Raw genomic sequence first — 25,753 nt, 5'->3', positions numbered from 1 at the left:
TCTTACAATGTAATAGATTCTTAATGTTGATGCAATGATACTGTAACTAAAAAGCCGTACTTTTGCAGCCGAAGTATCCTGAATCATTCAGACTCATTCGATACTACGATGAAGAAGATGATCGTGAGTTTACTTTTCTGACGAATGCAAAGCATCTTTCTGCGTTGGATGTCGCGAATCTATATAAAAAAGATGGTTGGTCGAGCTGTTTTTCAAATGGCTAAAGCAGCATCTTAAGATAAAGAGCTTCTGGGGCACAACGGAGAATGCTGTACGCATACAGATTAGTGTTGCCATTATCACTTATTGTCTCGTGGCTATTGTTCACCATGATATGCAATTGAAACGCTCAACATATGAAGTTTTGCAGATTCTAAGCATTTCATTGACGGACAAAACCCACCTAAGAGATCTATTTGATAAGACTATTTTCAACGATGTCAAAGAACTCGATTATTCCCTCTTTAAGGGACTAATGTCTTAAATTATATAATAAGGGGTAGACATATATATATAATATGCATACCTCTTATTATATGGTTTTGTATATGTTTGTTATACAAAATACGAATTTGTAAGTACAAACCGTTTATTATGTTGGTTATATTTCACTTTGTTAAAAATAACGCTTTATATGTGTCAAATTAACACATTGCATTGATTAACAAAAATATTTTGATTGACACATTTTGATGAAATAGTTTTTTTATTAATTTTGCAAATGAAAACTTACATGACTTGGCTTTAATAGACCTCGACCAAGCTGTGCTATTATTGTAGAGGTTGCATAAGGAGTAAAAAAATGAAGAAGTTTTTCATGGGCATGATTGCCGTTATTGTGTGTGGTACTGCATTTGCAGGAAACTTAAATGAGATTAAGGCTTCAGCAGTATCAGATGATGATCTTAGCTCATCTACACCAGACAAGATTGTATCTACTTTCTATGGTTCAAAGGCTTCAACTAACGCAAACAATCCTTGCAAGGGAGCAACTATCAGAAAGTGCGGAACCATAGAGTCAAGTTTGGTGTCATTTGAAGACCAAACTTTGGTGATGCAGCAGGTAAAGGATGCTGATGGTAACACATTATTTACAAACAATTTCTTTGCTCCATCTTCCGTGTCAGAAACAAAGGCAAATATTAAGCTTGAAACAATGAAATTGGGTGGAACGTTCAAGGCAAATGTGGCAGAATGAAAATAAGGCATATTTTAGCACTCCTTTTCTTTATGTTTTGCACGACCATATTTGCACAGGGGCGTGATTATATAAATGAAATGGAGCAGAACGACTTGCAAATCAGACAGAAGCCTAACACTGAAGGGCTTCTGTCTGATTATTTGCATTCAGCAAACATTAAGGAAGATACAATTTTTGCAATTCTTTATAGTCCTGCTGAATGTTTTAGATGTGAAGCTGCAATTCCTGCATTTTATGATAAACTGAAACGCAATAATCCGAACAACAAGTTATTACTAATAACTGCATATGGGGATTCTAAAACAGCAAGTTGGTATAATTCTAAAAACAACTATAAGGCTGATTATTACATTTATGATACGAAATCAGTTTATAGCAACATCTTCAGTTTCAACTCTGAAGGAATGTACGGATTGTATATACTCAAATTAGTTCCAAAAGAAGGCGTGTTCGTCACAGGTGGACAATATACGGTCTTAGGGGCAGAGTTTGTGAAGCAGTTGGTACTTTGTAAAAAGAGAATTGCTCCTCACATGTATGAATTGGATAAGAAAGACTCATATAAAGAGGTGTCAGACCAGATTGCGATGATAAATGTTCCTATGCCGAAATGGAAACAAACGGACATTGAGGTCAACACGAAAGATGGAGTAGAAATATCGTCAATATATGATATTCCCAAAATAGAGAATGGACACCTTTTTTTTAACGACATGCTGAACAATGGTATAATGCTGTTTAATAAAGAAAATGGTTTGTTTAAATTCAAGCGACTCTTCCAAGCAGACGAAGCGGAGAAAAAGAAATTTGTTTCCGTGCCAGATAAGGATTTCAGAAACTTAGTAAAACAAGGACAAGTCTTTTACATAGCATTGTCTGCAAATATGTTGGACTCTTCTCATATCGGAATTTCCTATTCCCTGCCAAAGATTCTTCGAGAAAAAGTAGGCAACGAATGGAACTTTAGCTTTTACAATGCCCCTGCTGTCTTGATACGAGACATCAACAATTATACGTCAGGCAAGATGATTTCACCAGATTTCGATTTGGAACATTCCAAGTATTTCTATCTTCACTTTGTGTTCGACTTGTTCAATAACAAATTATGGACAGGAAGCGAAAAGTTGACATGGCCTATGGATGGATTTGAGAAAGAGGATATTGTAGGACAGAAAGATTTAGACCCTTTTAATGGCAGCTTTTATAAGACCTTCAATCCAATAATAGCTTCTTTTCGTATCAATGACGGAAAGTGTGATGGACATTACGGCAAATTAGAGCGTATTCAAGAAAATAGCAGAACAGGCTATTATTATCTTAATAATGTATTCGCACATGAAGGAAAAACTTTCTTGTATGGAAATGGTTACACAGGAAAACTGTATGTGACAGATAGCCTTCATCTTGACAAATATAAGGTTTACATGGTGTTTGACACAGATACAGTTCCTATGATTGCACCAGACTCCACAAAATTTTATACGCATGAATATGGAAATCTGTATCGTTCTTACTTCACAAAGTGCATCACAACTGTAAAAATGGATAAAAGGAACATCTATTGTCTTGTAAAGCATGGTATGCCAAGGACTGACAACTTCCAAAAAGACAGATATTCCTTTGTTATTGTAAATAGGAAAAATGGGAAGACTAAGGAATATCCACTTCCGCCTATTGCTCCTGCTGAATACAAATGCTTGGGGTATGGAATAAATGCACAAGATAAGCATTTCAACCCATTCATGTTTATCAAGAAAGATGGTAAGTACATTATAAGGATGTTAGAAATCTAAGCGTCATTATCGTGTGGATATTTTTTATCAATAAAGCCGTATCTCGCCCCAAACAAGTCTTGATACGGCTTTATTCTATTTAATTCATAGGATTATGACAAATAATAGAAATCTATAAGTGTAAGTGTTTGCATCCGTATCACGGAATGAATATCCATTGTAGGATATTTTTTCCTGTAATCGTCTGTCAAGTCTTCATATAAGTACCATTGAGTTCTTTTGCCCTCTTGGCTGATAGAAAAAGCAACATCATATTGAGCAATTATAGTGTCTTTTTTATCCGTCATTAAATGAAATGTCCAATGTTCATAACTTGGAAGAGTCTTTTGGTCTGTTTTGATAAAGCTATATTTTTCAGACCATTCTATGGAGGAAGTTGTTTCTATATAGGCTTTCCACTGTTCTTCTCTTGCACTATTGAGGAGTGAAACAGTTCTTTCAGCCGACAAAGCAGACGACAATTTCCTCATGTAAAAATAGTAAACATCAGATGGCAAAGCAGGAGGATTGTCTTCTAATTCCTTTTTTATCTTTTCTGCATTAAAAGGTGCATCGACATAAACCTCAGTTTTCACAGACCAATAACTCTCAGATACATAGGGAGTAAATTTCGGTTGGTCAGGAACCTCATCATTCACCTTGTCACAAGCTGTTATCGTGTAAACACACAATAAGCATAATATATATTTTAGAAAAATACGTTCCATATTCGACTCAGACTAAAAGATATTTTGAATTTGGTTACAAATTTACAAAAAAAATTCATAAACATGAATTTTTAAAGTCGCATTGTAAGGAAGCAAAATGCTTTTTAACACTTTCCATGTTTATAATGCCGAATATGAAACTTGTAAGCACTTCATAAGATGGCAACTTTGCTTTTGTGAAGAACAATTATGTTCTTTTCAAAATTTAATAATCTATAAAAACAAAGCAAAATACATTGCTTTTCATATTTTTGATTTATCTTTGCACTTGTAATTGAAGCGTTCTTTGTATATCGCAAAGTTGTAAAAGATAAAGAAGATTGCTCGTTTCTAAATCGTTAGCAGTTACATTATTTAAAGTGTTTAACTCGCTGATATTCAATCAATAAAAGATTTTATTGTGACTCCACGAATGGAAAGTTATCTTTTTGTCTATTCCTGCCCTCAGTACCCATCTTTTGATTGTTTCGTTGGTGCAAGTAGGAGAATGGATGTCTGTAAACATATGCTCATCGGGCTTACCTCTCTCTCCAAGGAGTTCTGCTGCTTGTGGGGTAATGTCGAGGTATTCTTGCCCTCCTGTTTTCTTCTGACGGAATATAATGCGAGTGAAATCTCCCTGCTTTTTGATTTCTGACCAAGTGAGACGTAAAACATCGCTTCGTCTGAGTCCTGTAAGGCAAGAGAAAAGAAATGCTCGCTTGATGTTTGGGTATTCGCATTCAGTCTGGGCGAGTTTCTTCACCTCTTCAATGGTAAGATACATTCTCGTACCCTCTTCCTCTTTGAAGTTCTCGATACCCCTTATCGGGTTGTATTGGATGATGCGCTCTTCGTATGCCTGTGTTAGGCAAGCACGCAATTTGTTGAAGTAACTCAGCTTTGAGTTTCTTGATAGGGGATGGTCTTTTATCCTCTTTCGATAATCATTGCCCCATGCTACCGCATCATTCTCCAAGTAGTCACGGAAGCCTTGCACCCATTGAGGGGTGATTTCGGCAAAGGTGATATTCTGGTTAGGGTCGTACTTCTCCAAATGCTTCAAGCATGACCGCCAATTTCCCCAATTACCTCTGCTTTCCTTTCCGAGTCTCTTCTCACACATCATTCTATAATAAGGATAGAATAATGTATCTTCCTTGTATGCCGACTTGAAACCAAACTCCCCATTTTGCAAGTCCACCGTACGCTTTGCTCTGATGGAGTTTGCAAGAAGCATGGTTCGTTTGTTCTTCTCCTTGTCCTGCTTTGTCTTCTCTGGGATAAGGTAGAGTTTCAAAAACTCATACTCACGCTTGCCATTTCTGTAAATGTCGAGATAGAGAGATATGTTTCCATTGGCAAGTTTCTTCTCTCGTATCTTAATCGGTTCTTTGCTGATGTCTGCCATATCCTTATGCGTTGAATTATTGTTACTTTTGTTACCCATTTTGTTACGAGTAACAGAATAGTAACGCAAAGATAGCACATAAACGGCATACTGCCGACACAATACCCAATAATTTATATTTGCTTAACAAATCGTAAATAATTGATACCTATGTTGTTTATGTGCGGTGGTATGCCGTTTGTGTGATTTCTTGTTTTCAAAGAAAATTCGCCTTACTTTCCGATGCATCATACGTAACCAACTGAGTACCAGTTGTTTAATGCATGTTTGAGCCATATGAAAGCCGGACTGAAATGTAAGGATTTTTATCTCCTTAATTATCTGATATTCAGTGCTTTTTAGTCCTACTTTCCTACTTTTTTCAAGTATCTTTTTAAGCCCTTTTCTACGCCTTTCACTTTCCCACGCAAATAATGAATGTCGTTGATTCTCAATCGGTTAAGTACTGACGTGCTATTTGTGAGCCGCTTTCCTTCTGAATGAAAAGAATGTTGATTATCAGATACTTACGATTTTCGTATTTTCACTTGGTTTCACTTGATTTCATTCATTTCGTTTGTTATATATCTTTACAAATGCCCATTTTTAGGGGGCGAAGATTTAACATATTTAACCTTTGTAAACACTCAAAATCTGCATTTTCGTGCTAAAACGTGTTTTTTTACCATTTTTGAGAGGTCGGCTTTTATCTGAATAAATCTGCCATCGTCAGCTGGCATTGGATGTCATCAGAATAGCCGCCTGGCGCAAGTCCAAAGGAGGTGATCATCGTGATGAGTACCGTTTTCTCGGTACCTGTTTTCCTGATGAAGGTCTCCCTTCGGTTACGGATGCGGTTGTCCTCTTCTTCTGTAATAACGTAAGGGGCGTTGGATTATTGCATCGTCTTGGAATGTATCTCACGACTTATCTGTACGGTCATTATCTGTCCATGATGCTTTTTGCAAGTAAATAAACTCTGGTTCCAGTAGTCTGCGGCCATCTGTCTTTTGGGTTTATATCCAGCTTTTCAGCTCTACATATAGCCTCTTCGACATGTGGAAGCAAGATGGATGGATCATAGTCTGATTCCTGATAATGTCCCATCAGTTTGCGAAGATGATATTTCGTCCATGTACCATGAGTTGACAAGCGAGGATTTTCAAAGAGGTTCTTCTTTTCCTCTTCCGAATAATCTTCGATGTCTTCAAGGTGTAATATCAACCAAAGTTCGAAACATGGATTGCTCATGCAGAATCTGAGATTGCTGTTTTGCTGACATAGCTGTGCAATGTCGGCAAGCATCTTTTCCTTCCAGTCGTCACGATCGATAACAATCCACAGTTGGTCATCATCCAAGATGTTGTATTCATCCATGAAATCCTTAATCTGGCGATGAACATTGGCTGGATTAGAGTTGTCATCTTCTCGGTTTAGAACAACCAGCTGTACATTAGTTGCACATAGTTCCTGGCGCATAGCCTCGAAGTAAATGTTTTCGGTTGCTCTTCCTTCGGCAGCTATGACGATGAGTCGAGAAGATTTAACTCCTTCTATTCGTTGAAAGTCTTTTCTTTGTCTCATAGCTGTTACCATTTTAATTGACTTATAGGCGCGAAGAACGGAATGGCTCCGTAGCGTCCTAAAAGATAACCCTTGCGAACATCTTCACGAGGTTTGAATTCTGCCAAGGATGTAAGATGTGATGCTCCATCTTTTCCCTTCTCGACAAACCAGACTTCATCAGCTCTGATAAGGTCGAGGTTGAGCAGGTTACATTCATGAGTGGAGAAGATGAGCTGAGTGTCTCTTCCAGGCTCCAGTCCTGAAAAATAGCACTCTAAGATTTTCTGCGAGAGCATAGGGTGCATACTGCGGTCAATCTCATCGATGAGATAATCAACTTCATTTTGCTTCAAATCGATGAGCATTGGGATGAAGTCGAGCAATCGGATGCTGCCATCAGATTCTTCGCTCAGATCAAAAACAACCTCTGTGCCGGAAGTAAGATTCCGGTGGACAGCCTTCTGCTTGTAAATCTCATATCCTCCGTTGGCATTTACCTCGAATAGAAGCATTTCGCCTCCAACTGTGGCAGCCATGCTGTACGCCTTGCCGTTCTTGGCCTTGCTGAGTATGTTGTCAAGTAAATCGGAAGATAAGTTCACATCCTCTTTCTTGATTTTGTACAGGCGCACGTCTGAAATGCCCGTGTTGAAGTAGGCAAGAAGCGAGCGAGTCGTTTCCTGCAGCTCGTCATTGTTTTCAGTAAGGAAAGAAATTCCCTGCAGGCGTGTGCTTGGAAAGATGATCTTCAAGCCGTCTGCAAACCAGTTTTTGGCCATGCGTATGGTTTCAAGTCCCTTGCCGTTTCTGCGTACATACTCTGAAAGGAAGCTGGAATCGGAAGGAGTACTGTGGGCGATGAACTTCAGGAGCATGGATGTTTCTTCATTTCCATCCACCTTGCCAAACGTGAACTCGTTGCCGTCATCAGTAACCTTTCTTGTGAAAACTTCCTTGTCGGTACGGCTGTTGATTTCAAACAACCATTCCTCCTTGATTCCTCCGACGGTGAACTCCATGCCATAGGCGAAGCACTTACCCTTGGTCTTGAACTCGATTTCTACCTTGGAGTTTTTCTCTTCGGTATCAGCAAGTTTGAAAGGTTCCACCTTGCTTTGCGGAAAGCTTCCATTGGCTATCTGCTGGAGCAGGGCAATGGCCTTGATAACGTTACTCTTTCCGGAAGCATTGGCACCATACACGATACCAGCCTTCAGCACAGAAATATCGTCACGCTTCTCTGCACGGGAAACATGAGACGGATGTGCGTTGCTCTTACCTGCCACAAAGCTGATTTGAGTCTCATCCTTGATGGAATATATATTTTCAAATGTAGCTCTAAGTATCATAACAATGTCATTTTCTTATTAATGTTGATGCAAAGATAAGCTTTTTCTTTGAAAAATGAATAGCTTAATGTCGAATACTTGCAAAAGCGTTGCAGAATTAACACAAATTAGCTGATTTGCGACCTTTTGCTTGTCAAAAGCTGTCGCTATTTGTGGAAGTTACTGGTTGTATAAAAATACATTTATCCTGCAAAAACCTCCAAAATATATCGATAAGTCGTGGAAATCTATTGAAATCCGATAGATTTCCACGACTTATCGGCATGTTTTTGCGATTTTCATCCTAATATGGATGAGTTTTCCCTCTCCATTTCGTATAACTATTCTTGCATTTCAGCAAGGAAAAATAGATTTTCCCAAATTCCTTGATTATATGTTAATAAACAAGTTTATTTCGGCATATATACATATATGGTTTTCTTAAACTTGTAAACTTCCTGGTTTAAACGGTTGTAAGAGGGTAGAGGTTTACTATTTGAGTTTGAAAGAACCTGTATATATACATGGGTAAACTTAAACCTTAAACTTGTATGCGCCCTAAGCTTTGCCTTGGCTGCTCCTTACTGGTGCATGGCTTTACTTATCTTCTCCTTGCTGAAATTCTGTTGTCCTTTTAGATATACAACAGCTTCATGTCACAAAAAAACATCGTTTATGTGACAAAAATCATTGGCTTGCCTCTTGTCTCAGGCATCATGCTTCTCTGATTAGCTGTCCTCTACATGCTGATGCTTACCCTTGGCAGTCGTAGGTCTGATCGTTCTTTCCTTAGCTTGCCCATATTCTTGTTCATGATGAAGTTTGAGTTTTCCTGCCAGTCTCTTGAACTTATAAGCCATATAGAGCAACCAGTTTGCTTGAACAAACATCGAGGAGGATGCAGCTTTCCTTTACCCAACCAACTGCAGATATTTTCTATTCATCCTTTTCATTCATATTTTTGGACGAAGCATCCACACTTACTTTTTCCGCTGCAAAGTTAGTGCAAGCCACATTTCTGCAAGTACCAGGTGCCTTATTCTCTGAATTTTTTCAAAAACTTTTCCGTCTGCTGCTCATCCAAAAAACTTTTCCTGCCCAAGGGTGAAATAATTCGATAATTCCTTGCTTCCTATGTTTTCCTTGCTAACTCTGATAGCATCGTAAAAAATAAATGTTTCACTTCTAAAAATATTGAATTATGAAAAAGATGGAAAATTCTTTCGCAGTAACTGGTTTCGTAGGTAAGGATGCAAGCATCCATCAGTTTACAACAGCAAGCGTAGCTCGCTTCTCACTGGCCATCAGCCGCAATGAGAAGAATGGCGATGAAAACTCTCGCACTTCTGCCTTCATGAATGTAGAGGCTTGGCGCAAGAACGAGAACACCTCTTCATTCGACCGTCTGGTCAAGGGAGCACTCCTCACTGTAGAGGGCTACTTCAAGCCAGAGGAATGGCAGGATGCCGAGGGAGTCAAGCACAACCGAGTGATTCTCGTAGCCACCAAGTTCTATGAAGCTGTAGAGAAGGAGAATGCTCCTGATTCTCAGCAGGGCAAGACCCAGAAGGATAAGTAAATCCTTCTCTCCAGATGATAGAGCGGCCTTCGGGTCGCTTTTTTTGTGCTTATACTTTTCCTTGCTGAAAGGGGAAACCTATTATAAGGAGATTCTTGCAGGATTGATAATCCCTCAGCATCTTGTCATTCACTCTATTATTTTGTTATTTTATCCATATACCAAACCTTATCTCCCCATCCTTCGCCAAAGAGAGCAGGAGAGAGGGATGCAATAAAATACTGAGCCTTGTAGTTGAGATGAGTGAGCGTAGTGGCTAACTTGAATTGCCATTCAATATCTAGTGAGTATGTAGGCTCATCTATCATTACGATGGCTTCGTTTCCATTTAGCAGGAACACTCTCAGCAAAATCAATAGAATTTGCTTTTCGCCAGAAGACAGTGCTTCTACAGGTAATATTCCATTGTCTGTAAAAACAGTAAACTTGCTGCCTTCTATTTCGATGCGTTTGCCAGTCATGGCAAAGAAATCGTTTATTACCTTCTGAAAATCAGCTATCTTGGCTTTCATTTCAATTCTTCTCTCCTCTGAACTGTCTAGCATAGACATGCGGAGGCTCATGAGTGAAGGTCCGGTCTTCATGTCATATATATAGTAATCCAACTCCTGCGATAGGACATTGCTTGTCTTACGCTTGTCTCTCAATGCAATGTTGTCAATGGAGGGAAGATAGATTATATGATCTTTGCTTTCTTTGTCTTCTGCTAAAGATTGATATAGATTTCTCAGAAATGTGGTCTTGCCACTTCCATTGCTGCCCATAATGATATTAACATCAGAATGTGGCTGCAACTGAACGTGTAGATTATTCCTGATTTCAACATCTATATGATTCAATATTATCTGTTTCATATTTCAATATATTTTCCTGGATTGAATGATTCATGTTCCCCATGAAATACATATCCCAGCTGATTTGACATACAGTTGGTATTGCCAATCTTCACATCCACGTTGTAGTGAGAGTGACCGAATATCCAGTAATCTATGCCGCTATTCTTGATGTACTCTTCCAATTCCACCGTGAAGGCACCGTTGGCTTGACTGTCTGCGAACTTGGGACATTGCATCTGAAAAGACGGAACATGATGTGTGACAACTATCTTTCTTCTGGCCTTGCTGCATGAAACAGCATCTTTCAAGAAAGACAGGCATCTTTCATGTTCACGGTTGAAGTCTGCAAATGTGAGAAGATCTTCATTGAAGATGATGCGTCGAAAGTCGCTTATGACTTCTTCTGTATAGTATGCCTCCTTCAGTGGAATTTTAGACCACAATGTTGTTATGAAGAGGTCGATGTCTCCTATGTGTACGACAGCATTGTAATAGCTGTGAACATTGGGACGTATTTCAAGACAATAGCCATCGTTAAGCTTGGCAATGTCATAGTATTTGTAGAACTCATGGTTGCCCATGCAGGCTATGACTTGCTGATAGTTCTCAGAAGCCCAGTCCCAGAAGGGATGCTTGGAATAGTTCTCGTCTCCCAGGTAGCCAATGTCTCCAGCCAGAACGAGAATATCTCCTGTTACTTGCAGGGGATTCTCCTTCAGGAATCTCCAGTTGTCGGCAAATTCCAGGTGGAGGTCAGATGCATATTGTATTTTCATAATTGTTCTGTTGTAAATAATTCGTCTAATTGTTCCAATAAAGCCTCAATGAATGATGAATTCTGATCAAGAGAAGTTGGCTTCAAAAGCCTCACGAAATTTCTCTAATTCTTCCATTGTCTTTCAGACGAAGGAACTATCGCTCGGCAGAATTGATGTAAACATCATTCTGCTCTCGCTTAACCGTTCCATTCTATTTCATTAATTAAACGTTCAACTTCGCCTTCCACTCGTGGGTCTTCATCCTCACTCAGTGAAATGGCCAATGATAATCTGTCCACCCATTCGGCTTTGGTACCAATGGCTGTGACAGGTGGGTATTTCCATGCCTCAATGATGATGTTGCCATCAAATTCGTTAGGACGCACCAAAGCTCCTGATGATTTGAATTCCCGGAGTTGTTTGACTGGCATCATGATCATCCTTTCTGAATCAGGATTCAGCCATGTATAATGTGCAAGTGCATTGATTCCGCATCTTGGGAAAGAATCGTTAGAAAGCAGATCGTCACAGAAGATGCGTTCTTCTACAGGATTGAGAAGGTAAGGCTGGGCTTGTTTCCACAGTTCTTTTCCCTTCTTGTCGAAGTGAACGACCTTTCGCTTAGATCCATCGGATACTTTCTGGCAAAGTCCCAAGTCTTCAAGGCAGGTTATTCCAAGCGTAATGCTTGCATAGGAATATGGAATCTTATCCTCCATGTCACGTGCAGCCAATCCTTCAATACTCTCTATCTGCAGATGATAGAGAAGCAGGTATTGGGCTACTGGTGACAGAGCCTTAGCCTGTTTGGTCTTGCGGATACGCTCATTAGCCAGAAGCATAGGCAAATGAACGTATTTATCCGAGACAATGAAATAAACATCTTTGTCTATGAGTCTCTGCCTTTCATAAGCAGGACAGGTTGGCAGAAGAAATACGACAGGAAGCTGGAACAGTGAAGCGAGATTGCTTGCTGTAATGGCCAAACTTCGTGGTGGAGCTACCTTTCCTTTAGGTTCGGCGAAAAGCAAGGACATACCGTGGTATTCGCCATCGAAGAACTTGTATGCAAGTGAATCTCCAATGGTGACACCTTTCATCTGCGCCTTCTTCCGTTCTTGCAGCTGTATAGGTCTTCCTAATATGATGACATCATTTCTCATTTTAATCATTCTGCTTCATTTTAACACCCTATTAAAACGATGCAAATATATTAAAATAAACTGGTAATACCAAAGTTTTTTGCATTTTTTATGCAGAAAGGTTAAAATGTATGCAAAAACCAGATTTTCTTTGAGATAAACATGGTTATTTCCAAATAAAAGAGTATTTTTGCACTTTACATAAATATACGTAAAATCACTAGTGTCCCGTTTAAACGAGACGACATCTATTTAATTTATTTATAATCAATTAGTTATTCATTTAAAATCGTGTATTCGATTTGATTTTGTATCTTTGCACGCAACTAAAAAGAAGCGTGCGATGAACAACGGAAAAACAATATTCTCTCAAATCATGTCAAATATCCCAGAACGAGAATTCAAGGCTTGTGTTGACCGATACAAGGGCAATTATAGATCAAGGAACTTTACATGCAAGGATCAGTTTCTTGTGATGAGCTATGCTCAGCTAACTAATCGTGGTAGCCTGAGAGATATTGAAAATTGTCTAACGGCATTGTCAAGCAGACTGTATCATTGCGGTATCAGCTATGCTGTTCCTCGTAACACACTTGCCAAGGCTAATGAGAAAAGAGACTGGAGAATCTATGCCGATTTCGCTCAAGTTCTTGTTAAGAAGGTTCGCCCTCTCTATGCAAAGGATGACTTTCGCCTTGATCTTGATAACATGATTTATGCTTTTGACAGCAGTACCATCAGCCTTTGTCTTAAACTTTGCCCTTGGGCTAAGTTTCGCAAGCATAAAGGAGGTATCAAGATGCATACATTATTAGATTTGAGAGGTAACCTACCAGTATCAGTTTATCTAACCGAAGCATCAGTTCATGATATTAAAGCATTGGACTATCTTTATATTGAACCATCTGCTATATACTTGATGGACAAGGGATATGTTGATTTCTATCGCTTGTTCCACCTCATTCATGAAAAGAATGCATTCTTCGTAACCCGAACAAAGGACAATATGCGTTTTGATATTACCGCCTGCTGTGAAGTTGACAAGTCTACAGGTGTCATTGCAGATGAGAAAATAAAACTCATCGGTCTACGTACATCACAATGGTATCCAGAAGAAATAAGGATGGTTACCTATGAAGATTATGCTACCAACAATGTCTATCGATTTCTCACAAACAACATGGAGTACGAAGCGCTTACAATCTCAGAACTTTATAGGGAAAGATGGAATGTGGAGCTTTTCTTCAAATGGATCAAGCAACACTTGCACATCAAATCCTTCTATGGAACATCTGAGAATGCTATCTATCTCCAGATTTGGATTGCCGTTTGTACATACCTTCTATTGGCTCTAACCAAAAAGAAGATGCACATGAATCAATCTTTACACACAATTTCAAAGAACGTCGGGTTGTTCCTTACGGATAAAACCCCAATTAATGAATTATTTAACAAGACTGTTCCCGAGAAAGAGTCAACCGATTACTATATGCCGAGCCTATTCGGACCGGAAGATTTCTAAACGGGACAGCAGTGACGTAAAATATAAGGATAGAGCCGTGATGCGGCTTAGCAATATAGTAATAATGAAATATATTTGGTTGATTATCTTTCTGGTATTGTCGATAGTCGGTATTCTTTATACCGCTTGGCGAATGTGGCATTTACTGCCTTTTTCCATTGCCATGAAATGGGTGGCAGTGGGAGTTTTAGTTGTATGGTTCAGCACCATATTCATCGCCTTTTCGGGAGCGTTAGAGAAAATGCCACTTTTTGCGGCAACAGCAGTTTATGAAGTGGGCTTTTCCTTCATCTTCATCCTGTTGTATCTGGTAATGCTGTTCCTCGTGCTCGACGTTGGACGCCTTGTTCATATAGTGCCTAAAGCTTGGCTATTTGACAATGGTTATACTTCCATCGGCATTTTTGCCTTCATGCTGCTGATTTTCGGCTATGGCAGCATACACTATAATAATAAGGTGAGAGAACAGATTGATATCAAGACCGATAAGGCTATCAGTTTAGAAAAGAAGAGTACAAAGATTGTACTTCTTAGCGATCTTCATCTCGGTTATCACAACCGCCGTTCTGACTTCAGGAAATGGGTGGATATGATCAATGCTGAGCAGCCCGACCTCATATTGATAGCTGGAGACATCATAGATAACAGCGTCCGTCCTTTGATGGAAGAGAACGTAGCAGAAGAGTTTCATCGTTTCAAAGCCCCTATCTATGCTTGTCTTGGCAACCATGAGTATTACAGCAACCAACCTAAGGCAAGGCGATTTTATCGCGAAGCTGGCATTACGTTGCTGCAGGATAGCGTGGCAAAGATAGGCAATCTGTGCATCATCGGCAGGGACGACCGCACGAATATGCAGCGCAAATCCCTGGCGATGATTATGGAAGAGGCAAGAAAGAAGGGCTACATTTCTGACTTGCGTCATGGGAAATCTTCGGATGAGTTTTTCATTCTTCTCGACCACCAGCCTTATCATTTGGAAGAGGCAGAACAAAACGGCATTGACTTCCAGTTTAGTGGTCACACTCACCACGGACAGGTTTGGCCTGTCTCCTGGGTTACCGATGCATTATACGAGAAAGCCTATGGCTCACTTCAAAAAGGAAACACTCAATACTACATTAGTTCGGGTTTGGGAATTTGGGGTGGAAAATTCCGCATTGGTACTCAGTCAGAATATGTAGTGCTGACAATTGAGTAAAAGTAAAATATAAAATCAGTGTATTTATAAAGAGCGGCCTTCGGGTCGCTTTTTTTTATGCTTATACTTTTCCTTGCTGAAAAGATAGTCTTGTTATAGGAGGATTTCATTCATCGACTTCTGGGAATCGGTAAGAATTCTGTTGCGAAGGTAACGGTTCTGTCTTATCTTTACAAGGTCAGGGCGTTGCTTTGCTGAAAAATCTCCACACCATTCGGGTAGTATTTTGCAGACAAAACCTTGTATGGATAGCCATAACACCTTCTGAATGCAACATAATTTTTAACCATCCCCGAAGTAGTTGATCTACGAAAGGGAGATAAAATCAGATGGCATTATGACAACAATGAAATCAATTCTCAGCCGACTTACCCAGGCAGTGAGCGGCACAGACAAGGAGCTCTTCAATGAGCAGGAGTTGAACCAGTTTGCTTCATTCTATCTTGACAAGTGGGATGAAAACACAAGCGAGGACGTGGTGGCAGAGTCTTTCGTGGACTATTGGTGGAACACCGACAGGGCTTGCAGACGATGCTCTGAATGCGGCAAGCTGATGCGTGAGGGTTATTGTGCAGACATGGGAGTAGCCTACTATTGCAGCAAGGACTGTCTGCATAGCGACTTCACAGATGAGGAATGGGCAGAGGAATGTGAATCCAACGACCAGAGTTATTATACAGAATGGTAATCAAATAAATATACAAGACAATGGCTAATCAGGCAACAACAACCTATAAGGTTACAGGAACCCAAAAGGCAGTAAGCAACCTTTGGAACACCCTTCAGCGCATGGAGGTGAACAGCAGGAACATCTGGCTGGATGACCTTGCCAAGCACTATGGAATCGACTATCAGAAGAAGCACATCAGCGTGCGTGGTCACATCTACTGGGCAGAGTATGAGGAGGATGAAGACACCAGTCTGCTTTCCTTCGAGACCGAAACTGCCTGGGATGCTTGCAATGACCTCTTCTTTGAGATAAACCGACTCCTGGATGATGAACAGAGCATTTCCTACAGATGCTGCGAGTGTGGATGTGAGGTCTATTACACACACGATGAAGGCGATTATTTTCCCGAAGAATGTTGTGTCAGCGCATCCGGCGAACCATTCGAGGATTGTTGTGATGATGTTTACGGCACTATCGGAGAAGCCATCAGGGAATGGACTTCCAAGACCGGCATTGAGCAGGGAGAGCGAACCGATGAGCAGATGATGGACTTCATCAATGAATATGAGTATGAGGACGATGACACCTATTTCTACATCCGCACCTTCACTTTTGAATAAATGATACCTCAAATCCTGACGTTTCCCCTGACACTTTGGGTTGTTAGGGGAAGCGTGAAGGAACTTTCGCCAGATACCCGTACCTTTGTACACGTTAATACATGTAGCCACGTACACGTGGAGCCATGTACACATGAATACGTTAATACATATATACAAAAGATTTTATATTATGTCATTGAAAATCATTACATTCGCCAATCATAAAGGTGGCGTTTCGAAGACCACCTCTACAGCCTCCATCGGGGCTTGCATGGCACGTATGGGCAAGAAAGTCCTGCTTATAGACCTTGACGGTCAGGCAAATCTTACCCTGTATTTCATTCCGAATGAAGATGAAGTGCAGGCAAGCATCTTTGACTCTCTGGTTGATGGCGCACCCCTGCCAGTGAAACACATCAGGGAGAACCTCGACCTCGTTCCTTCCTCCCTCGAAATGGCAAGCGCAGAGATTGCCTTGACCAATCTCCTGGCAAGAGAACAGCTGCTGAGCCGACTGCTCGAACCCGTGAAGCAGAACTATGACTACATTCTCATAGACTGTCCTCCATCTTTGGGAATCGTCACCACAAACGCTTTCCTTGCAGCTGATGAGATTATCGTTCCGATGACTCCCGAACTTCTTCCTCTGAAAGAAATGAGAATGCTCGATTCCTTTGTCTCTACATTGCAGCGAGTGAAGCCGAACCTCAGACTGGGAGGAGTTTTCATCGCCAGATTCAACCATCGCAAATTAAACAAGGTGGTTGAGCAAGCTGTGAAGTCCCGTTATGAGACTATCACCATGAAGACTTGCATCCGTGAAAACATCGCCCTGGCAGAATCGGCAGGCAGTGGTCAGAGCATCTTCGAGTACGACCCTCAGTCGAACGGAGCGAAGGACTATCAGGCATTGACAGAAGAAATTATTTCACGTAATCAGTAAAGACTATGGCAAAGAAGAATATGGACATCTTGCTTGGCAACATTCTCGGAAAGGCTGCCATTCATCCGCAGGACAGATTTGACAAGTCTCCTGGGAATCCTCAGGAGCAACAGATTTCTGCTCCCAACCCTCAGACAGAGAGCAATTCGCCAAATGATGAACCCTGGCGACATTTCTCCTTTATCTGCTCAAAGGAACTCGTTGACAAGGTTCAGACCATCGCCCGAAAGGAAGGTTTCACCATCCGCTCGTTCATGGAATACGTCATGAAACAAGGCATTGAAGCTTATGAGTCGAAGTATGGTAAGGTCAAGAAAATCAGGACTAAAACCATCCGGGAAGTCATGTAGAATGTGTGGACGTGTAGCCATGTACACATGAATACAATGATACACGTGTACGTTGATACATATATACATATAGACGTTGATACATGTCCACGTGTGGATATGAATACAATGAAATTAAATAACATCAAAAACGAAAAGTCATGAAAATGAAAAAGTATCTTTCAATCGCCATCCTTCTGATGATGATGGCTTTACCAGTAGTATTCACCTCTTGCGGCAATGATGACCCGATGGGGGAGGTCGAGAGTCCGGAAACAAAACTGGACGTTTGGACAGAGCCATTCCACATCATGGGTGCGAATGTGGATGAGGTCAAGAGCTATATGGCTCAATCCATGAAGCGTTACCGCCAGGTAGCTGAGACTTCCGGCGACAACATCCAGTTGACCTTTATGACTGGGCAGGGTAGTGAAGGCATTCTTTACAGTTTCTCCCGTCTTGACGGTTCGCTTTATTCTGTCATTGATACGGAGCGAAGTGTGAACCGTGGGCTTGTCATTGACTATCTGAAGAAGCACTACACGCTTGTTTCTGCTGATGAACCCAGCCTGCAGTATTGCTTCACCAACCAGGACAAATCCATGGTGATTACAACCATGAAAATTTCAGATTCCTATTTCAATGTGAACTATTCATTGGTTTATTGATAGAGAAAAATAAGATTTCCGCCATCAGAACTTCGTGCTCTGGTGGTGGTAGTTTTAGATGTCTGTGCGTGCTTGAAGGAGCATCCTGCTCTTTGTTTTGCTAAATAATAATAAAAATAACGTCTGATGGATATAAAAACAAGTTTTATTTCTTATATTTGCTATCAAATTACAAATATCGAGGTTAAAATGGTTTTAGAGATACGTTTAAGCAATATGCTCTCGTTTCGAGACGAGGTGACTTTGGACTTGCAGGCTGCCAAGATTCAGACAAAGAAGGCAAGGGAGCTTGAAGGTAATCTGTTTTCCGTGGATGGAGAACAGATGTTGAAGAGCGTTGCCTTATTTGGAGCCAACGCTTCGGGTAAAAGCAATGTGATTAAAGCCATCAGAGCTTGTGTGAACATGGTTCGTTCATCACATAATTATAATGTTGACACCAGGTTTGCCATCTCACCTTTCAAGTTTGAGGATTATGCCAACAAGCCAAGCTCTTTCTACATCCGTTTCCTGCTGAATGGAGTAGAGTATGAGTATTCCTTCTCCTTTATGCATGATGAAATCATCACCGAGACTTTGTACTATTATCCGAATGGTCGCAAGTCGCTGGTATTCAGCCGTGATGAAAGTAGAGGAACAGAGAAGAAAGACATCTATGAGTTTAAGACTGTCATCAAGCGTCCTTTCGATGTAGCTGACAATACATCGAAGAAGACTCTCTATATTTCTCGTGCCAGCCAGATGGACAGGGAAATAGCCCAAAAGATTTTCCTGTTCTTCTGCAATGACATCGTACTTGATTATCAGGTGGCTAACATTGATTCTCTGGATAATTTGTTCAAGGAACGAAAGGAGCAGATGCTGGAGGTGTTGAGAACGGCAGATAGCGACATCATTGACTTCAAGATTCAGAACAATGCCATCACGACGTTTCATCGTACCAACCCTTCCGTTGCGTTTGATTTCGAGACGGAAGAGTCGGAGGGAACCATGACTTTGTTCCGGATGATGGTGAGGATGATCGGTATTATCCATGAGGGCAAGATGCTTCTTGTCGATGAGATAGACAACAGTCTCCATACCCAGCTGGTGGAATTTGTGATAGGTATGTTCAATCATAGCGACCATGCCCAGCTCATCTACACCACTCATAACACCCATTTGCTGAACACCGATTTCCAGCGAAGGGATCAGGTGTATTTCGTGAACAAGCGAGAGGATGGAAGCAGTGATTTGTATTCTCTTTTTGATTTTAAGGATTTCCGGGACACGCTTGATATGGAGAAGGCTTATCTGCAGGGACGCTTTGATGCTATTCCTACTATATCTAATCTCGCTATTTAGTTTAGTATGGAGCATTTTACTTATCTTCACACATAAATAAAAAATATATGGCACAGATGAATCTTACTCCATTGGATGATGTGCTTGACAAGCACTTTGGAAAAGTTGGTACTCCGAAACGTGACGCTTTTGAGAGTGACGTGGACGAAGCTTTACATGCTTACCGTTTGGAAAAAGCCGTTAAGAATACTCGTATAGAGCAGAACAAGCCTCTCGATTAGAAAAATGTTACTATTTATAAGATACGTTTAAACGAAATACTGCGATATAAAATAAATAAGATGAAAGAATTATTGGGTATTATATTATTGACATTATTGGTAGTGCTTGGTTCGTGCAACTCCAATACAAATGTGTCTCTTATGGAAACATCTCCGCAACTATTTGGTGTACGCCAAGTAAGCACAGGTAATCCTGGTTATAGAAATAGAGAGTTGTTCATAAACGAATTGGAAAAAAAGTGTAAATATCCTATTGAGTTTCAAAAAAATAATTTGGAAGCATACGTTGCTGTTGAATACAAAACAGACCAACGAGGATATATTGTAAAAAAAAGAGTGGTTGCTTGCGACAACAAAAAATTCAAAAAAATAACATTGGATATATTCGACGAAGTTAAAACTCTCAAAATAGCCACAACAGAGAAAATAGATACAATCTACTTCCAATACAAGATACAAGGTTCACCAACTTTAATCCATTCAAAAGTAGATGTCAAGATTATCGGCTATGGCAGCAATAATAAATCAATTTTAATGAAGTAACTCGATTTATCATAAATAATAATTATTAAAGAGTCATGAAAGTATATTAGTCTTTCGTGACTCTTTAATGTCTAAGTATTATAATTTTCCTATAATGCCAATTTTATTTTCTTTTTTTTTACTTTTTAGTTAAAAATCGCTCAAAAAACAACTTTTTTGAAACTTTTTTCTTGCTACGAAAAAAGACTTCACTCTCCCTTTCTACCTTTGCATCGTCAAAACAAGGAAGTATGGGTGAGCGGCTTAAACCAGCACACTGCTAACGTGCCGGACCGAAAGGTTCCGAAGGTTCGAATCCTTCTGCTTCCGCACATTGGCTCGTTAGCTCAGTTGGATCAGAGCACGACGCTACGAACGTCGGGGTTGGGAGTTCGAGTCTCTCACGAGTCACAACATTGGAGGTTTGGCAGAGTTGGTCTATTGCACCGGTCTTGAAAACCGGCAGGCGGCAACGTCTCAAAGGTTCGAAATCGCCTTAAGCGAGTGCAGAAGCCAAGCTTGCTTGGGTTATGCCGAGTGTCTGGCGATTCTCATAGAAATCCTTTAGCCTCCGCAAACTTGCCCTATCGCATAACGGTAGTACGGCAGATTCTGGATCTGCAAGTGGTGGTTCGATTCCATCTGGGGCAACATCAGTAAGGAGCTTTGGCAGACTTGGTGTATGCGCGGGACTGAAAATCCCGAGAACGTGGTTCGACTCCACGAGGCTCCACTTTAAAATTCGGGAGTGCTCCAGTGGCAACGAGGGCGGACTGTAAATCCGCTGTCTGATGACTTCGTAGGTTCGAGTCCTACCTCCCGAACTCAACTTGCCCTATGGTATAATGGTAGCACAACGGGTTTTGGTCCTGTTAGCGAAGGTTCGATTCCTTCTGGGGCGACAAGTTAAGAAACAACTCCATGGTGTAATTGGTAGCATACCAGATTTCAGATCTGGAGGTGGTGGTTCGAATCCATCTGGAGTTTATATGGAGTTTGTAGCTCAGTTGGTAGAGTGCCAGGTTGTGGCTCTGGTGGTCATGGGTTCGATTCCCATCAAACTCCCAAATGCTTCAATAGCACAGTGGTAGTGCAGCTCCCTTGTAATGAGCAGGTCGTAGGTTCGAATCCTACTTGAAGCTCCACATAAGAAAGGCTTCTCTTCAGGCAGTTTAGCTTGAAAAGAAGCCTTTTAGCTTTCTTGTAAGACGATGTCTCGTTGATGTTCGTTCATAATTTTCCTCCTTTATCCTTACACAAAGTTCAGAATAGATTTGAGTCTGTCCTGTACCTTGTTGAGCACCTGGATGGTGTCTTCGTTGTTCTTATCCTTCTTGTTTTCAAGAAGAATGATAGCCTTCTTTATCAGCTTGCAGTCCTCTATGGATAAAGGCATTTCAGTGATAGAATAGTCAGGATCAGCGTATCTGTAGTATATTCTATCATAAACCTCTATAGGAGCATTGTAGCCCAGTTTGTCAGATCTCATAATCTGTATGTCCATCTGAACAGTTCTGGCGCATACTCCTTTGGTGATTCCCTCCATGTCGTAGAGAGCATCGCTACATGCCTCCACGAGATCATCGAGAGTCCATCTTCTGTATCTGTTTCTCAAACAGTTGTCTATAGTTTTGTACCTTATTAAGGCATTCTTATTTGCTGGCATAGTTCTTTCATTTTAAGCGTAAAAAAATGGTTGGATTTCATCCAGCTTTTTCTCGCCATGTCAGAGCTGAAGCCAAGAATTTGGCTAAAAAGAAAAAGTTGGATTCTCCCGGCAAGGAAACTCCAACTCTTTCGTATTATCTTTATTCTCTGTGGGGTACGCTGCTACGATGCCCGATAGAAATAACTATGCGAATAATGATGTGGGAATCCTATACCGGCTGTATCTGATGTACTTGATGTATGTACATAACTATTCCGCTCAAAGCGTCGATAGCTCTGAACGAATGATTGTGATGTTATGTGCATATTTAAATTCATTTCCGTATAGGATTTTTATTGTATTTTACTTCTAAATTCTTTTAACGGGTGCAAAGATACAAAATTAGTGCGAAATCTTTTTGCGTAGCAGCAAAAAAATGGTATAAACATGCGTATTTTAACCTAAATGAGCTGTTCTTATAGTGATAATCGGCTGATTTTCCCTGATAATGCTTCGCCCCACGCCATGAAGGATGCTACTGGAGTTCCACCTAATAGACTTTGCATTTATGTCAGCAGAGCATGACGTAAGTGCAAAGTCCCTCAGTCGGAAGGTGCCCACGAAACGACATCCGGTAGCTTACAAACTGAGTAGGTGGGACGCAAGCGATTCCCACTTAATCAGTTTGCCACTACTGCATGTCCATTCGTCGAGAAGGGCACTGGCTCACAGCATCAACCTTCATTTTCCCTCCCTTCCACCTTATTATAATATTCTGGTCTTCCTCTTATAAAATGTATTCATGTGGACGTGAATACATATATACATGGATAGGTGTGTACGTGTACACATGAATACACCTTAAACCCTCATACCATGATGAGTAGCAGGTCTTTATAGATTTACATTTTTATAAACAATATGATAATGCTTCGCCCCACGCCATGAAGGATGCTACTGGAGTTCCACCTGATAGACTTTGCAGTTATGTCAGCAGAGCATGACGTAAGTGCAAAGCCCCTCAGTCGGAAGGTGCCCACGAAACGACATCCGGTAGCTTACAAACTGAGTAGGTGGGACGCAAGCGATTCCCACTTAATCAGTTTGACACTACTGCATGTCCATTCGTCGAGAAGGGCCCTGGCTCACAGCATCGTCCTTCATTTTCCCTCCCTTCCACCTTATTATAATGTAATGCATTTCGTTTTTATAGGCATTCTGTCATTTCTCCTTCTAAAATGTATTCATGTGGACGTGAATACATATATACATGGATAGGTGTGTACGTGTACACATGAATACACCTTGAAACTCATACCATGATGAGTAGCAGACCTTTATATATTTGCATTTTTATAAACAAGATGATAATGCTTCGCTCCACACCATGAAGGACGCTACTGGAGTTCCACCTGATAGACTTTGCATTTATGTCAGCAGAGCGTGACGTAAGTGCAAAGCCCCTCAGTCGGAAGGTGCCCACGAAACGACATACGGTTGCTTACAAACTGAGTAGGTGGGACGCAAGCGATTCCCACTTAATCAGTTTGACACTACTGCATGTCCATTCGTCGAGGAGGGCACTGGCTCACAGCATCAACCTTCATTTTCCCTCCCTTCCACCTTATTATAATATCCTGGTCTTCCTCTTTATAAGCATTCTGTCTTTCCTTATAAATCTTTCGGTTTTTCTTCTTTATAATCTTCGCCCACGCCATAGTCCAGTAAGCATGAACAGTTAGCCAGGGTGTTGTTCTTTCGCAGGCCGATTTTATCGACTTACGAAGGAGCAACACGCTGGCTTTTAAAACTGTTGATACTTGCTTGGACTATTCCCACCCGGCTTTTTATCCCTGCAGTCATTCCCTGTTATATTTTTTCTTCTTACTGAAGCCAGAAGTCTTTGATTCCGTATCGTCTTTGGGATTTCGGGATTCTTTTTCTGCAAAGTTATCGCGTATCTGGCAAATAGCAAGTCGTGATTCGGTAACAATCTTCCTTTTCCTTGAAAAGAGTATTCTTCCCATCAGACTTGCCTTATTGCCTTATACGCACTTTGAAAAGCAGAAAAAGCTTCCCGATCCCAAGTCCGAAAGGACTTAACGAAAGGGAGAAAATAAATTTAGAGACTATGGCAAAAGATTTCAACAACCGCCTGATTACTCCAGAATTGGAGAAGGCAATGCAGGACTATCCGCTCTATTCCCAGGATAGCAAGAAGAAGGATGCAGTTTGCATCGCAGTGTTTTTCATCGGCAATGCTCGCTGGTACATTCTTGAAGGACAGCGAGAGAATGATGATTTTGTGCTCTTTGGCATCGTTGTAGGTCTGGCTGAGACTGAATACAGCTACATTTCTGCCAATGAAATGGCAAGTGTGGAACTGGACGCAACCAAGTTCGGACTCGGCATAGTCAGAGTGGAGCAGAGAAAGCCATTCCAACCATGTCAGCTTTCTGAAATCATCGACAGAGAGTTGCAGTCTTTCCTCAGCAGACTTTACGATTGAAAACATTTTTCATGGTGGGTAGTGGCTGATGGCTGCTACCTGCCAAGTAACAACACTTAAAGCAATGAACATGGTACAGGTTTACATCAAGGGGCAGGAGGATAAGGAGTTGAGCAGCTTTTTGCGCTATTATCCGGTACGTATCAAGAACATCGGTATGGATGCTTTCTTCGACCGCCAGGTTATCTATGATTTCAAGGATGGTCGAAACCATGCTGATGTGGCGAAGTGCGTGGCAAAGATGCTTGTCAAGAAGTTTGGTCGCAAGGTTCGCAGCGTTGTCTTCTCTTGCGTTCCTGCAAGCAGCCAGGAGCGTAACGAGGCACGCAACAAGAATTTTTCTGAACTTGTCTGCAAGTTTTCAGGAGCAATCAACGGCTTTTCCCATGTCAAGGTTGTTGGCGAACGTACCGCAGTTCATGGCACAAAGGTCAAGAAGGAAGAGCGAGCAAAGCGCTTGAAGGAAAAGAATAATATTGAGGTGGATGCGAACTTCTTTAAAAACAAGATAGTCTGCATTTGGGACGATGTGGTCACTACCGGCACTTCTTTCTGTGCCTACACCGCACAATTGGAACAAGTAGGGGCGCACGTAACAAACGGTATTTTCCTTGGCAAAACATCATATAAATATGTACAGCAATGAAAAGAAAGAATATGACAAAGTTTGACAAGGCTGTTTCGGCAGCCTTTACAGGTCATCGCTTTTACAACTTCTCACAGCAGGAGGTCATAAGAGAGCGATTGACCAAAGCCATCCTCGAAGCTTACGAGCATGGCATCAGCAATTTTATTTCGGGATTCGCCATCGGTATTGACTTGATGGCAGCCCAGATTGTGCAGTCGCTGAAACCTTCCTGCCCAGGAATGACGCTTACCGCAGCCATTCCTTTCAGAGGTCAGGCTGATAGGTTCAAGTCCGGTGATAGGGTGGTTTATGATGGATTGATGGCTTCAGCAGATGAGGTGATCATCCTTTCAGAATACTATTACAACCGATGTTTTCTTGACCGAGACGAGTTCATGGTTGAGAATGCGTCCCTTCTCATAGCCTTCTATGATGGGAGAGAGAAGGGTGGAACCTACTACACTTTCAAGAAAGCCAACTGTTTGGGCATTCCTGTGGTAAATGTATATTGAATAACTCGCTAAATATCAAGCTTATGAATGAATTTGTTGACATCATCGTTATCTACATTGTTCTCCGTGCCATCCTCGCCTTCCTGGGCGCATGGTGGCATGGAGACGGACGCAACGATTTCAGACGAGACCGATAAAAGGATTGGTCTCAATAG

General features: G+C 41.0%; 24 protein-coding genes, 9 tRNA genes and 2 pseudogenes. 26 read left to right on the top strand and 9 right to left on the bottom strand.

All coding sequences use genetic code 11. The features are described 5' to 3' along the window. Window positions 1–74 precede the first annotated feature (74 nt). From KUA46_RS05815 to KUA46_RS05805, 3 genes and pseudogenes are all read left to right on the top strand, one after another. Window positions 75–484: pseudogene (locus KUA46_RS05815) on the top strand (transposase); the annotation flags it as partial. A gap of 318 nt (window positions 485–802) precedes the next feature. Beyond that, window positions 803–1,198: a hypothetical protein gene (locus KUA46_RS05810; RefSeq protein WP_071122673.1), complete on the top strand. Its 396-nt coding sequence runs from the start codon at window positions 803–805 to the stop codon at window positions 1,196–1,198. Window positions 1,199–1,278: 80 nt separating this feature from the next. After that, window positions 1,279–2,994, top strand: coding sequence for a hypothetical protein (locus tag KUA46_RS05805; RefSeq protein WP_256624990.1), 1,716 nt, complete (start codon window positions 1,279–1,281; stop codon window positions 2,992–2,994). Window positions 2,995–3,086: 92 nt separating this feature from the next. Here the strand turns inward: KUA46_RS05805 and KUA46_RS05800 are convergent, their stop codons facing one another. From KUA46_RS05800 to KUA46_RS05780, 5 genes are all read right to left on the bottom strand, one after another. After that, window positions 3,087–3,701 (bottom strand): hypothetical protein, encoded by a 615-nt coding sequence (locus KUA46_RS05800; RefSeq protein ID WP_005942192.1) that lies wholly within the window; start codon window positions 3,699–3,701, stop codon window positions 3,087–3,089. A gap of 382 nt (window positions 3,702–4,083) precedes the next feature. Beyond that, the gene (locus tag KUA46_RS05795; RefSeq protein WP_256624989.1) at window positions 4,084–5,091 is read right to left on the bottom strand and encodes a phage integrase SAM-like domain-containing protein; all 1,008 of its coding nucleotides are present in this window, start codon (window positions 5,089–5,091) and stop codon (window positions 4,084–4,086) included. 921 nt (window positions 5,092–6,012) lie between these two features. Further along, window positions 6,013–6,654, bottom strand: a complete 642-nt coding sequence (locus tag KUA46_RS05790; RefSeq protein WP_218486643.1) for an RloB family protein — start codon at window positions 6,652–6,654, stop codon at window positions 6,013–6,015. A 5-nt stretch (window positions 6,655–6,659) separates the two neighbouring features. Continuing rightward, entirely contained in the window at window positions 6,660–7,985 is a 1,326-nt protein-coding gene (locus KUA46_RS05785; RefSeq protein ID WP_218486642.1) for an AAA family ATPase, read from the bottom strand. A gap of 707 nt (window positions 7,986–8,692) precedes the next feature. Beyond that, window positions 8,693–8,854: a hypothetical protein gene (locus tag KUA46_RS05780; protein ID WP_218486641.1), complete on the bottom strand. Its 162-nt coding sequence runs from the start codon at window positions 8,852–8,854 to the stop codon at window positions 8,693–8,695. 311 nt (window positions 8,855–9,165) lie between these two features. Here KUA46_RS05780 and KUA46_RS05775 point away from each other — a divergent pair, with 311 nt between their 5' ends. Beyond that, entirely contained in the window at window positions 9,166–9,543 is a 378-nt protein-coding gene (locus KUA46_RS05775) for a single-stranded DNA-binding protein (RefSeq protein ID WP_006846538.1), read from the top strand. 137 nt (window positions 9,544–9,680) lie between these two features. Here KUA46_RS05775 and KUA46_RS05770 read toward each other — a convergent pair whose 3' ends face one another. From KUA46_RS05770 to KUA46_RS05760, 3 genes are all read right to left on the bottom strand, one after another. Continuing rightward, window positions 9,681–10,397, bottom strand: a complete 717-nt coding sequence (locus tag KUA46_RS05770) for an AAA family ATPase (protein WP_218486640.1) — start codon at window positions 10,395–10,397, stop codon at window positions 9,681–9,683. Continuing rightward, entirely contained in the window at window positions 10,394–11,155 is a 762-nt protein-coding gene (locus KUA46_RS05765; protein ID WP_218486639.1) for a metallophosphoesterase, read from the bottom strand. Before KUA46_RS05765 ends, KUA46_RS05770 begins: the two co-directional genes overlap by 4 nt. A 179-nt stretch (window positions 11,156–11,334) precedes the next feature. Beyond that, on the bottom strand, window positions 11,335–12,309 hold the full coding sequence (locus KUA46_RS05760) for a hypothetical protein (protein WP_256624988.1): 975 nt from the start codon (window positions 12,307–12,309) through the stop codon (window positions 11,335–11,337). 313 nt (window positions 12,310–12,622) lie between these two features. On the opposite strand from KUA46_RS05760, the gene KUA46_RS05755 reads away from it, so the two are divergent. The 19 genes from KUA46_RS05755 (at window position 12,623) to KUA46_RS05665 (ending at window position 21,446) form a co-directional block, all read left to right on the top strand. Then, a complete protein-coding gene (locus tag KUA46_RS05755; protein WP_218486638.1) occupies window positions 12,623–13,801 on the top strand; it encodes an IS4 family transposase in 1,179 nt (392 codons plus the stop codon). Between the two features lie 64 nt (window positions 13,802–13,865). Next, window positions 13,866–15,002 carry a metallophosphoesterase gene (locus tag KUA46_RS05750; RefSeq protein ID WP_218486637.1) on the top strand — a complete coding sequence of 379 codons (1,137 nt, stop codon included), beginning with the start codon at window positions 13,866–13,868 and terminating at the stop codon, window positions 15,000–15,002. Window positions 15,003–15,339: 337 nt separating this feature from the next. Continuing rightward, a complete protein-coding gene (locus tag KUA46_RS05745; RefSeq protein ID WP_199656160.1) occupies window positions 15,340–15,690 on the top strand; it encodes a hypothetical protein in 351 nt (116 codons plus the stop codon). 20 nt (window positions 15,691–15,710) lie between these two features. Next, window positions 15,711–16,292 (top strand): hypothetical protein, encoded by a 582-nt coding sequence (locus KUA46_RS05740; protein WP_218486636.1) that lies wholly within the window; start codon window positions 15,711–15,713, stop codon window positions 16,290–16,292. Between the two features lie 172 nt (window positions 16,293–16,464). Further along, complete coding sequence (locus KUA46_RS05735) at window positions 16,465–17,217, top strand: ParA family protein (RefSeq protein WP_218486635.1); 753 nt, start codon at window positions 16,465–16,467, stop codon at window positions 17,215–17,217. 5 nt (window positions 17,218–17,222) lie between these two features. Further along, a complete protein-coding gene (locus tag KUA46_RS05730) occupies window positions 17,223–17,567 on the top strand; it encodes a hypothetical protein (protein WP_218417792.1) in 345 nt (114 codons plus the stop codon). 140 nt (window positions 17,568–17,707) lie between these two features. Continuing rightward, entirely contained in the window at window positions 17,708–18,214 is a 507-nt protein-coding gene (locus tag KUA46_RS05725; RefSeq protein ID WP_218417791.1) for a hypothetical protein, read from the top strand. A 216-nt stretch (window positions 18,215–18,430) separates the two neighbouring features. After that, window positions 18,431–19,558 (top strand): AAA family ATPase, encoded by a 1,128-nt coding sequence (locus KUA46_RS05720; protein WP_256624987.1) that lies wholly within the window; start codon window positions 18,431–18,433, stop codon window positions 19,556–19,558. A gap of 47 nt (window positions 19,559–19,605) precedes the next feature. Then, window positions 19,606–19,779, top strand: a complete 174-nt coding sequence (locus KUA46_RS05715) for an XRE family transcriptional regulator (RefSeq protein WP_218486633.1) — start codon at window positions 19,606–19,608, stop codon at window positions 19,777–19,779. Window positions 19,780–19,839: 60 nt separating this feature from the next. After that, the gene (locus KUA46_RS05710; protein ID WP_256624986.1) at window positions 19,840–20,322 is read left to right on the top strand and encodes an energy transducer TonB; all 483 of its coding nucleotides are present in this window, start codon (window positions 19,840–19,842) and stop codon (window positions 20,320–20,322) included. A gap of 224 nt (window positions 20,323–20,546) precedes the next feature. Next, window positions 20,547–20,631, top strand: a tRNA-Ser gene (locus KUA46_RS05705). A gap of 6 nt (window positions 20,632–20,637) precedes the next feature. After that, window positions 20,638–20,712: transfer RNA gene (locus KUA46_RS05700), tRNA-Arg, on the top strand. Window positions 20,713–20,719: 7 nt separating this feature from the next. Next, window positions 20,720–20,875, top strand: a tRNA-Ser gene (locus KUA46_RS05695). 6 nt (window positions 20,876–20,881) lie between these two features. Next, window positions 20,882–20,952: transfer RNA gene (locus tag KUA46_RS05690), tRNA-Gln, on the top strand. A gap of 9 nt (window positions 20,953–20,961) precedes the next feature. Next, window positions 20,962–21,034 (top strand) — tRNA-Phe (locus KUA46_RS05685). Window positions 21,035–21,043: 9 nt separating this feature from the next. Next, a tRNA-Tyr gene (locus KUA46_RS05680) sits at window positions 21,044–21,125 on the top strand. Between the two features lie 7 nt (window positions 21,126–21,132). Beyond that, window positions 21,133–21,203: transfer RNA gene (locus KUA46_RS05675), tRNA-Gln, on the top strand. Between the two features lie 90 nt (window positions 21,204–21,293). Next, window positions 21,294–21,366, top strand: a tRNA-His gene (locus tag KUA46_RS05670). A gap of 5 nt (window positions 21,367–21,371) precedes the next feature. After that, window positions 21,372–21,446 (top strand) — tRNA-Thr (locus KUA46_RS05665). A gap of 241 nt (window positions 21,447–21,687) precedes the next feature. On the opposite strand, the pseudogene KUA46_RS05660 reads toward KUA46_RS05665, so the two are convergent. Continuing rightward, window positions 21,688–21,967 (bottom strand): annotated as a pseudogene (locus tag KUA46_RS05660) (hypothetical protein); the annotation flags it as partial. A 2,113-nt stretch (window positions 21,968–24,080) separates the two neighbouring features. Between KUA46_RS05660 and KUA46_RS05655 the strand changes: the two are divergent. The 3 genes from KUA46_RS05655 (at window position 24,081) to KUA46_RS05645 (ending at window position 25,598) form a co-directional block, all read left to right on the top strand. Continuing rightward, the gene (locus KUA46_RS05655) at window positions 24,081–24,458 is read left to right on the top strand and encodes a DUF2958 domain-containing protein (protein WP_256620994.1); all 378 of its coding nucleotides are present in this window, start codon (window positions 24,081–24,083) and stop codon (window positions 24,456–24,458) included. A gap of 64 nt (window positions 24,459–24,522) precedes the next feature. Then, window positions 24,523–25,104, top strand: a complete 582-nt coding sequence (locus KUA46_RS05650) for a ribonucleotide-diphosphate reductase subunit alpha (RefSeq protein WP_119227945.1) — start codon at window positions 24,523–24,525, stop codon at window positions 25,102–25,104. An 11-nt stretch (window positions 25,105–25,115) separates the two neighbouring features. After that, complete coding sequence (locus KUA46_RS05645) at window positions 25,116–25,598, top strand: SLOG family protein (RefSeq protein ID WP_256620993.1); 483 nt, start codon at window positions 25,116–25,118, stop codon at window positions 25,596–25,598. Window positions 25,599–25,753 lie beyond the last annotated feature (155 nt).

The organism is Segatella copri (assembly GCF_019249765.2).
In the GTDB taxonomy this organism is placed as follows: Bacteria; Bacteroidota; Bacteroidia; order Bacteroidales; family Bacteroidaceae; genus Prevotella; species Prevotella copri_K.
This window is presented reverse-complemented; position numbering and strand designations above follow the sequence as displayed.

Bases quoted from the DNA above. Each gene is read 5' to 3' on its own strand.
- KUA46_RS05810 (WP_071122673.1), top strand. From the start codon at position 803: ATGAAGAAGTTTTTCATGGGCATGATTGCCGTTATTGTGTGTGGTACT.
- KUA46_RS05805 (WP_256624990.1), top strand. From the start codon at position 1,279: ATGGAGCAGAACGACTTGCAAATCAGACAGAAGCCTAACACTGAAGGG.
- KUA46_RS05800 (WP_005942192.1), bottom strand. From the start codon at position 3,701: ATGGAACGTATTTTTCTAAAATATATATTATGCTTATTGTGTGTTTAC.
- KUA46_RS05795 (WP_256624989.1), bottom strand. From the start codon at position 5,091: ATGGCAGACATCAGCAAAGAACCGATTAAGATACGAGAGAAGAAACTT.
- KUA46_RS05790 (WP_218486643.1), bottom strand. From the start codon at position 6,654: ATGAGACAAAGAAAAGACTTTCAACGAATAGAAGGAGTTAAATCTTCT.
- KUA46_RS05785 (WP_218486642.1), bottom strand. From the start codon at position 7,985: ATGATACTTAGAGCTACATTTGAAAATATATATTCCATCAAGGATGAG.
- KUA46_RS05780 (WP_218486641.1), bottom strand. From the start codon at position 8,854: ATGTTTGTTCAAGCAAACTGGTTGCTCTATATGGCTTATAAGTTCAAG.
- KUA46_RS05775 (WP_006846538.1), top strand. From the start codon at position 9,166: ATGAAAAAGATGGAAAATTCTTTCGCAGTAACTGGTTTCGTAGGTAAG.
- KUA46_RS05770 (WP_218486640.1), bottom strand. From the start codon at position 10,397: ATGAAACAGATAATATTGAATCATATAGATGTTGAAATCAGGAATAAT.
- KUA46_RS05765 (WP_218486639.1), bottom strand. From the start codon at position 11,155: ATGAAAATACAATATGCATCTGACCTCCACCTGGAATTTGCCGACAAC.
- KUA46_RS05760 (WP_256624988.1), bottom strand. From the start codon at position 12,309: ATGATTAAAATGAGAAATGATGTCATCATATTAGGAAGACCTATACAG.
- KUA46_RS05755 (WP_218486638.1), top strand. From the start codon at position 12,623: ATGAACAACGGAAAAACAATATTCTCTCAAATCATGTCAAATATCCCA.
- KUA46_RS05750 (WP_218486637.1), top strand. From the start codon at position 13,866: ATGAAATATATTTGGTTGATTATCTTTCTGGTATTGTCGATAGTCGGT.
- KUA46_RS05745 (WP_199656160.1), top strand. From the start codon at position 15,340: ATGACAACAATGAAATCAATTCTCAGCCGACTTACCCAGGCAGTGAGC.
- KUA46_RS05740 (WP_218486636.1), top strand. From the start codon at position 15,711: ATGGCTAATCAGGCAACAACAACCTATAAGGTTACAGGAACCCAAAAG.
- KUA46_RS05735 (WP_218486635.1), top strand. From the start codon at position 16,465: ATGTCATTGAAAATCATTACATTCGCCAATCATAAAGGTGGCGTTTCG.
- KUA46_RS05730 (WP_218417792.1), top strand. From the start codon at position 17,223: ATGGCAAAGAAGAATATGGACATCTTGCTTGGCAACATTCTCGGAAAG.
- KUA46_RS05725 (WP_218417791.1), top strand. From the start codon at position 17,708: ATGAAAATGAAAAAGTATCTTTCAATCGCCATCCTTCTGATGATGATG.
- KUA46_RS05720 (WP_256624987.1), top strand. From the start codon at position 18,431: ATGCTCTCGTTTCGAGACGAGGTGACTTTGGACTTGCAGGCTGCCAAG.
- KUA46_RS05715 (WP_218486633.1), top strand. From the start codon at position 19,606: ATGGCACAGATGAATCTTACTCCATTGGATGATGTGCTTGACAAGCAC.
- KUA46_RS05710 (WP_256624986.1), top strand. From the start codon at position 19,840: ATGAAAGAATTATTGGGTATTATATTATTGACATTATTGGTAGTGCTT.
- KUA46_RS05655 (WP_256620994.1), top strand. From the start codon at position 24,081: ATGGCAAAAGATTTCAACAACCGCCTGATTACTCCAGAATTGGAGAAG.
- KUA46_RS05650 (WP_119227945.1), top strand. From the start codon at position 24,523: ATGAACATGGTACAGGTTTACATCAAGGGGCAGGAGGATAAGGAGTTG.
- KUA46_RS05645 (WP_256620993.1), top strand. From the start codon at position 25,116: ATGACAAAGTTTGACAAGGCTGTTTCGGCAGCCTTTACAGGTCATCGC.